The organism is Chelativorans composti, from assembly GCF_039541695.1.
GTDB classification, from domain to species: Bacteria; Pseudomonadota; Alphaproteobacteria; order Rhizobiales; family Rhizobiaceae; genus Chelativorans; species Chelativorans composti.
Genome location: NZ_BAABGS010000047.1, coordinates 1 through 6,494 on the forward strand (window position 1 = coordinate 1; position 6,494 = coordinate 6,494).

Below are 6,494 nucleotides of genomic sequence, written 5' to 3' on the forward strand. Positions count from 1 at the left end.
TGAGCGATGATCCGCTCATCAGCCTGCCCGCTGCGGCAAGCTGATCCGGCACAGTTCGGAAGGCACGGCGATCGCATAAGCTACACCACCTCTCGGGACATCATCAACTTCTTCAATGCTGCACTTCGCTTCTCGAGCGCTTTTGTTGTCTCGTTCGCTAAGTGAGCAGGCCCCGCGGTTTCGAGCAAAGCCACGCGCCCCTGAACCTGAGCCACCAAGTTCTCGTTAGCTCGATCGCGAACCAATCATCAGCCAATACGCTGGTCATCTCACGCGTAAAAATACCAGTCTTCAGGCGCGATCATGCTGGGATCGATGCTGGCCTTGAGCTGATGGCTGCTGATCCCGAGCTTCTCTCGGTACTTAGCAATTTCCTCTTGGACGATACCGAGCCATCGGTCGGGATCATCGCATGCAGAGAAGGCTGCCCGTCATCCCTGAACGAAGGCCGCTAACCGAGCAAGTGCCTTCACCGCTAGAGGGAAGGCATCCTTCTTCGGCAGTTCAAGAGGATAGACGAGCTCCTAGACGCGCCCATCAAGTTCGGCCAGCCTCTTCGAGCGCGCCGGATCGCCTCGTTATGTGTCACATGCTTCTGCGCCCGCGCAGGAGCGATATAGGGAAGCTTCAGGTTCGGCGTTTCGAACATGCCCGCGGTCTCCTGACGAATTCTGACGGGGCGAGCATGATGCAGCTCCGGAATGCGGGGATAACTTTGCTCCCCGGGCATGACCAGCCGCTACTCCGGCTCCTCCCAGTCGCCGCGAGGTGGCTCAGCGTGACGTGCCCTGTGCGGGCTTGCAGAACGCCGCGTGCAACGCCTCCACGACCGAAAGCACTTCCGGGCGCGTGATGCGGTAGTAGACTGTCGTCCCCTCCCGGCGTGCTTCCACGAGGCCGTCCGCGCGCAGGCGCATTAGCTGCTGGGACATGGGCACCTGATCGATCCCAAGTTGCTGGCGCAGTTCGGCGACAGACTTCTCCTCGCGACCGAGCGCACACAGAACGAGCAGCCGTTGCGGGTGGGACAGGCTCCGCATGAGCTCTGCAGCACGGCTGGCTGCTGGTATCATCTCGGAAGCATTCATGATCTTGAAATTATGACTTTTGAATGTTAGCTACAAGAGGCTGGTTCGAGGTCGGTGATCTTTGCGCCGCAGCAAAGTCCGCCGGCAACAGGAGATATATCCCTGCCGAAGAGGAATGGTGAAATGTCTATCGATCGTGCCGTCATGCTGTTCGCCGGGTTCATGGTGCTGATCTCGCTGGCGCTTGGCTTCTATGTTTCGCCGTACTGGTACCTACTCGCGGCCTTCGTCGGCTTGAACTTAATTCAAGCCTCGCTGACCGGCTTTTGTCCCGCCGCCATGCTGTTCAAGAGGCTTGGCTTGAAGCCGGGTCCCGCATTCAACTGAAACAAGCTGCCATGCGACACATCAATGTGTTGCTCGCCGGGCTCTATCTGATCGGTGCGGCCCAGCCTACCGCGAGCGGAGCGGCCGAGGTCCGCGCCAGGGCAGTTATCATCCCGGAAACCAAGGCGGTATTCGGACAAGTGCAAAGCCGCACGGTCGTGCCGGCGCGCGCACGCATTGGTGGGACAGTTCGCGAAATCCGGATCAGTGAAGGCAGCGAAGTGAAAGAGGGTCAAGTCGTCGCCGTCATCGTCGATGACAAGATCGCGCTCGAGCTCGCTGCCGCTCAGGCGAAGATCGACGCGCTGAAGTCGCAACTCAAGAATGCTCGAATTGAGCTCGAGCGCGCCCAACAGCTTCTTCAGCGGGGCGTAACCGCCCAGAGCCGATTCGACCAGGCTAAGACCCAGTTCGATGTCATCGTGAACCAAATGGCGGCCGCCGAGGCGGACAAATCCGTCATTGAGCAACGCGCGCGCGAGGGCGAGGTGTTAGCCCCGGCCACTGGCCGCGTGCTGACCGTTCCAGTAACGGAGGGCACGGTGCTATTGCCCGGCGAAGAGATCGCACGCATCGCAACCGGACGCTATTACCTGCGGCTGTCTCTGCCGGAACGCCATGCCGCCGAGATCGTCGAGGGCGCGACCGTCACCATCGGCCAGCGCGGATTGTCGCCCACCAAGAGCGGGAGCGTCGAAACAGCTCGCGAAGGGCGCATCGCCAAAGTCTATCCGGAAATTGCGAGCGGACGTGTCATCGCCGACGTCGAGGTGAGCGGGATTGGCGACTACTTTGTCAATGAGCGCACGCTCGTCTGGATACCCGTCGGCAAGCGCAAGGTGATCGCAGTCCCGACAGCCGCGGTGCGCACACGCCAAGGCATCGACTACATCCGCATTGCGATTGCACAAGGGGAACAGGACGTGCCGGTCATCTTGGGGGAGACGTTCTCCGACAGCGAAGAAGAGCCTCTGGTCGAGGTGATGACAGGCCTCCGCGACGGTGACCGAGTGATCCTGCCATGAGACTCGGGCTTGCCGGCCTCCTCACGCGGGCCTTCATCAGCTCGCCGCTGACGCCGCTTTTGCTGCTCGCCTCGTTCGCGCTCGGCCTCATCGCGCTTGTGGCGCTTCCGCGCGAAGAGGAGCCGCAGATATCCGTACCGATGGTCGACGTGCGCGTCGAGACCAACGGCCTCAAGGCGGAGGACGCCGTCAAACTCGTCACGGAGCCGCTCGAGACCATCATCAAAAGCATCGACGGCGTGGAGCACGTCTACTCGCAGACCCACGACGACTCGGTCATGGTGACGGCGCGCTTCCTCGTCGGCACCAGCTCGGATGCCGCGATCCTGCGGGTGCACGAGAAGATCCGCGCCAACATGGACCGCATCCCCGTCGGCATTCCCGAGCCTCTGATCGTCGGGCGCGGCATCGACGATGTGGCCATTGTCGTCGTCACGCTCAGCTCGACCACGGAAGCTGCTTCCCGCTGGACCGCGAATGGGCTGACCCGTCTTGCGCGCGAGCTGCAGGTCGAAGTGGCAAAGCTTCCTGACATCGGTCTCACCTACATCGTCGGCCAGCAGCCAGAGGAGATCCGGATCGAGCCCGATCCGGAAAAGCTTTCCCTTTACGGCATCACGCTCCAGCAGCTGGCGGGCAAGATCGAGGGCGCCAATCGCTCCTTCCAAGTCGGACGCGTGCGCCAGGCCAACGAGCAGCGAACGCTGGTCGCAGGGCAGACGCTCCAGCACCTGACCGAGATCGGCAATCTCTTGCTCACAGCCCGCGATGGGCGGCCCGTGTACGTGCGTGACGTGGCAGATGTCGTCCTCGCGACCGACCCCAACGAAACGCGCGTGAGCGAATACCGAAAGACCAAAGATGGTCTCGAACGCGTGCCGGCGGTTTCACTCGCCATCGCAAAGCGTCCCGGCACCAACGCGGTCGTCATAGCAGATAAGATCATTGAACGGCTCGAGCAGGTCCGCGGAAGCATCTTCCCTGCCGACGTGGAGATGTCGATTACGCGCAATTACGGGGAAACTGCGAACGAGAAGGCAAACGAGCTGCTGTTCCACCTCGGACTGGCGACCGTCTCAATTGTTCTCCTGATCTGGTTCGCAATTGGCTGGCGCGAAGCGCTCGTGACGCTCGTCGTCATTCCGACCACGATCCTGCTCACACTCTTCGCCTCGCACATCATGGGCTACACCATCAATCGGGTGAGCCTGTTCGCGCTAATCTTTTCCATCGGCATTCTCGTCGACGACGCCATCGTGGTCATCGAGAACGTGGCACGGCATTGGGCGATGCAGGACGGACGCCCGCGCAGCCAAGCAGCCGTCGAGGCCGTGGCGGAAGTCGGCAACCCGACGATCGTTGCGACACTGACGGTCATCGCCGCGCTACTGCCGATGCTTTTCGTCTCCGGAATGATGGGGCCCTACATGGCGCCCATCCCCACCAACGCCTCGGCAGCGATGCTGTTTTCGTTTTTCGTCGCCGTGATGCTGACCCCGTGGCTCATGATGAAGTTCAGCGGACCAGGGAACGGCGGCCCGTCTCACGCGCATCGCGATAGCCATGTCAGCGGCTTGGGTCGCGCGTACATGGCAGTTGCCCGACCACTACTCGTGAAGCGGTGGCGGTCATGGGTCTTTCTTGCCATCGTCGCCCTTGCAACATTCGGATCAATGGCGCTGCTCTACACGAAGCACGTCACGGTCAAGCTCCTGCCCTTCGATAACAAGACCGAGTTGCAGATCGTCGTCGATCTGCCGGAAGGAGCCTCGGTCGAAGAGACGGACCGCGCGCTCGGAGCCATCGTCCAGCGTTTGTCGGAAGTGCCCGAGGTCGCCTCGTTTCAGACCTACGCAGGTACGGCGGCACCATTCAATTTCAACGGCCTTGTGCGCCATTACTACATCCGATCGTCGCCGGAGCTTGGCGATGTGCAGGTCAATCTGGTCTCGAAGCACGACCGCGCCCGCACGAGCCATGAGATCGCGCTCGATGTGCGCGAGCGCCTCAAAGGCCTCGATCTGCCCACAGGCACCGCCGTGAAAGTGGTCGAACCACCGCCGGGGCCCCCGGTGCTCGCGACGCTGCTGGCGGAGATTTACGGACCTGATCCGGAAACCCGGCGTGCGGTCGCCACCAAGGTGCGCGAAGCTTTCGAAAGCGTTCCTTTCATAGTTGATGTAGACGACTCCTTCGGCGTCCAGGCTCAGCGCGTGCGGCTCGCTATTAATCAAGACAACCTCGAGTATCATCGCGTCGAGCAGTCGGACGTCTACGATACGGTGCGCGCGCTCTACGCCGGCCCCGTTGTCGGTTACTCTCACCGGGGCGGCGGTCGCCATCCCATCCCGATTCGTCTTGCACCCGCAACGAACGAAAAAGTGGTGAGCGAACGGACACTGGCAACACCTGTGCCCGCCAATGCTCTGCCTGGTGAGCGTAGCGTCGTTGAGCTTGGTGATGTCGTAAGCGTTCAGAACGAGCGCGCGTCCTTTCCGATCTTCCGCCACAACGGCCGAGCCGCGGAGATGGTCACAGGCGAACTGGCCGGTGCGTTCGAGGCGCCGATCTACGGTATGCTGGCCGTGGCCGAGGCAATCGAGAAGGCGGACTGGGGCGACGTGCCAAAACCGGCAATCGCGCTCCATGGCCAACCCGATGACGAAAGTACCCCAACGCTGCTCTGGGACGGTGAATGGGAGGTCACTTGGGTGACGTTTCGCGACATGGGCGGCGCCTTCATCGTTGCGATCCTCGGCATCTACATTCTGGTCGTCGCCCAGTTCCGCTCGTTCAAGCTCCCGCTGGCGATCCTGACGCCGATCCCGCTCACGCTAATCGGTATCATGCTAGGTCACTGGCTGTTCGCGGCGCCGTTCACGGCGACCTCGATGATAGGCTTCATTGCACTTGCCGGCATCATCGTGCGCAACTCGATCTTGCTCGTCGACTTCATCCGGCATGCGCGCAAACCGGGCCGCCCGCTAATCGACGTACTGCTCGAAGCGGGCGCAATCCGCTTCAAACCGATCCTGCTCACTGCCCTGGCCGCCATGATTGGCGCAGCGGTGATCCTTGCCGACCCGATATTCCAGGGACTCGCCATCTCGCTACTCTTCGGCCTCGCTTCCTCGACGGCGCTGACGGTCCTTGTCATCCCCGCGATCTACGTGGTCTTACGAGGCGGGGAGAAGCCTGCAACAGCGGACGTTCCGAATGCCGATCAGTGACGCGCAAAGATCTGCGGAGGCGCCAGCTCAGCTGCATTCCCGAAAACGATCAAAAGAGCCTCCTGTTCTTCGTATCGAGCGGTTTGGTAAGACGCCGATAGGTCAGGCGCTTGCCGTTCGCGCCGATAACCGCCTTGGTGGTGCGCTCCTTGTCTGCAATTCCCAGCGCCGACCTGTTGTTGTAGCAGAAGTGGAATTCCGCGATATATCTGCGCATTGCGAGAACACTCGGCGCCTTACGGGGCCGAGTGAACCGAGGAGAGGCTCAAGCATTTCTAGTTTCTGCAACCGCTTCCTTGAGCGCTTTCTCGTTCATGTAGCCAGGATATATTTTCAGGCCAATGACAAAAGCTGGAGTTCCTTGAAGATTGAAGGCATTCGCCTGGGCTATATTGCGAACGATGATTGCATCGATCTGGCGACTGTTCTTCTTATAGGCCGCATGCAACTCAGTCGGATCAAGTCCAACCTTTTTCAGAGTCGCATCGACATCTTGCCGGCTTAACCTCGCGGGCGTGTTCATGAGCGCTTCGAGCGCCGCGGCGTATTTGCCGGCGGCGGCGGATGCGAGAACGAGGTTGGCAGCGTAGATCGATGGGTCTCCGAATATTGGAAAATCTTTCATGACGAGCCTGATACTGCCGTCACTCTCGATGACTTTCATCAGCTCCGGGTGATTTCTCTTACAATACGGACATTGATAGTCGAAGAACTCAGCAATTGATCGGCCCCCACGGACGGGTCCAATTTGATTGTTAGTGCAATGATGGTGGTGGCGCCAGCGCGGGCGGCATCGCTGGTTGGGGTTGCAGGGCCGCCCGCGC

General features: G+C 60.8%; 6 protein-coding genes and 1 pseudogene. 3 read left to right on the plus strand and 4 right to left on the minus strand.

Annotation, left to right across the window (positions count from 1 at the left end; all coding sequences use genetic code 11):
- Positions 1-565 precede the first annotated feature (565 nt).
- Positions 566-649 (minus strand): annotated as a pseudogene (locus tag ABD906_RS10130) (DUF2793 domain-containing protein); the annotation flags it as partial.
- Between the two features lie 124 nt (positions 650-773).
- Positions 774-1,040: an ArsR/SmtB family transcription factor gene (locus ABD906_RS10135; protein ID WP_244650303.1), complete on the minus strand. Its 267-nt coding sequence runs from the start codon at positions 1,038-1,040 to the stop codon at positions 774-776.
- Between the two features lie 171 nt (positions 1,041-1,211).
- On the opposite strand from ABD906_RS10135, the gene ABD906_RS10140 reads away from it, so the two are divergent.
- From ABD906_RS10140 to ABD906_RS10150, 3 genes are read left to right on the plus strand one after another with little or no spacing between them, the layout of a single operon-like run.
- Positions 1,212-1,415 carry a YgaP family membrane protein gene (locus tag ABD906_RS10140; protein WP_028035851.1) on the plus strand — a complete coding sequence of 68 codons (204 nt, stop codon included), beginning with the start codon at positions 1,212-1,214 and terminating at the stop codon, positions 1,413-1,415.
- Positions 1,416-1,426: 11 nt separating this feature from the next.
- A complete protein-coding gene (locus ABD906_RS10145; protein ID WP_028035850.1) occupies positions 1,427-2,440 on the plus strand; it encodes an efflux RND transporter periplasmic adaptor subunit in 1,014 nt (337 codons plus the stop codon).
- The gene (locus ABD906_RS10150; RefSeq protein WP_345099296.1) at positions 2,437-5,670 is read left to right on the plus strand and encodes an efflux RND transporter permease subunit; all 3,234 of its coding nucleotides are present in this window, start codon (positions 2,437-2,439) and stop codon (positions 5,668-5,670) included. Before ABD906_RS10145 ends, ABD906_RS10150 begins: the two co-directional genes overlap by 4 nt.
- Positions 5,671-5,719: 49 nt before the next feature.
- On the opposite strand, the gene ABD906_RS10155 is transcribed toward ABD906_RS10150, so the two are convergent.
- The gene (locus tag ABD906_RS10155; protein ID WP_183336734.1) at positions 5,720-5,887 is read right to left on the minus strand and encodes a hypothetical protein; all 168 of its coding nucleotides are present in this window, start codon (positions 5,885-5,887) and stop codon (positions 5,720-5,722) included.
- 48 nt (positions 5,888-5,935) lie between these two features.
- Entirely contained in the window at positions 5,936-6,418 is a 483-nt protein-coding gene (locus ABD906_RS10160) for a DsbA family protein (protein ID WP_345099297.1), read from the minus strand.
- Positions 6,419-6,494: the final 76 nt, after the last annotated feature.

Bases quoted from the DNA above. Each gene is read 5' to 3' on its own strand.
- ABD906_RS10145 (WP_028035850.1), top strand. From the start codon at position 1,427: ATGCGACACATCAATGTGTTGCTCGCCGGGCTCTATCTGATCGGTGCG.
- ABD906_RS10135 (WP_244650303.1), bottom strand. From the start codon at position 1,040: ATGCGGAGCCTGTCCCACCCGCAACGGCTGCTCGTTCTGTGTGCGCTC.
- ABD906_RS10150 (WP_345099296.1), top strand. From the start codon at position 2,437: ATGAGACTCGGGCTTGCCGGCCTCCTCACGCGGGCCTTCATCAGCTCG.
- ABD906_RS10155 (WP_183336734.1), bottom strand. From the start codon at position 5,887: ATGCGCAGATATATCGCGGAATTCCACTTCTGCTACAACAACAGGTCG.
- ABD906_RS10140 (WP_028035851.1), top strand. From the start codon at position 1,212: ATGTCTATCGATCGTGCCGTCATGCTGTTCGCCGGGTTCATGGTGCTG.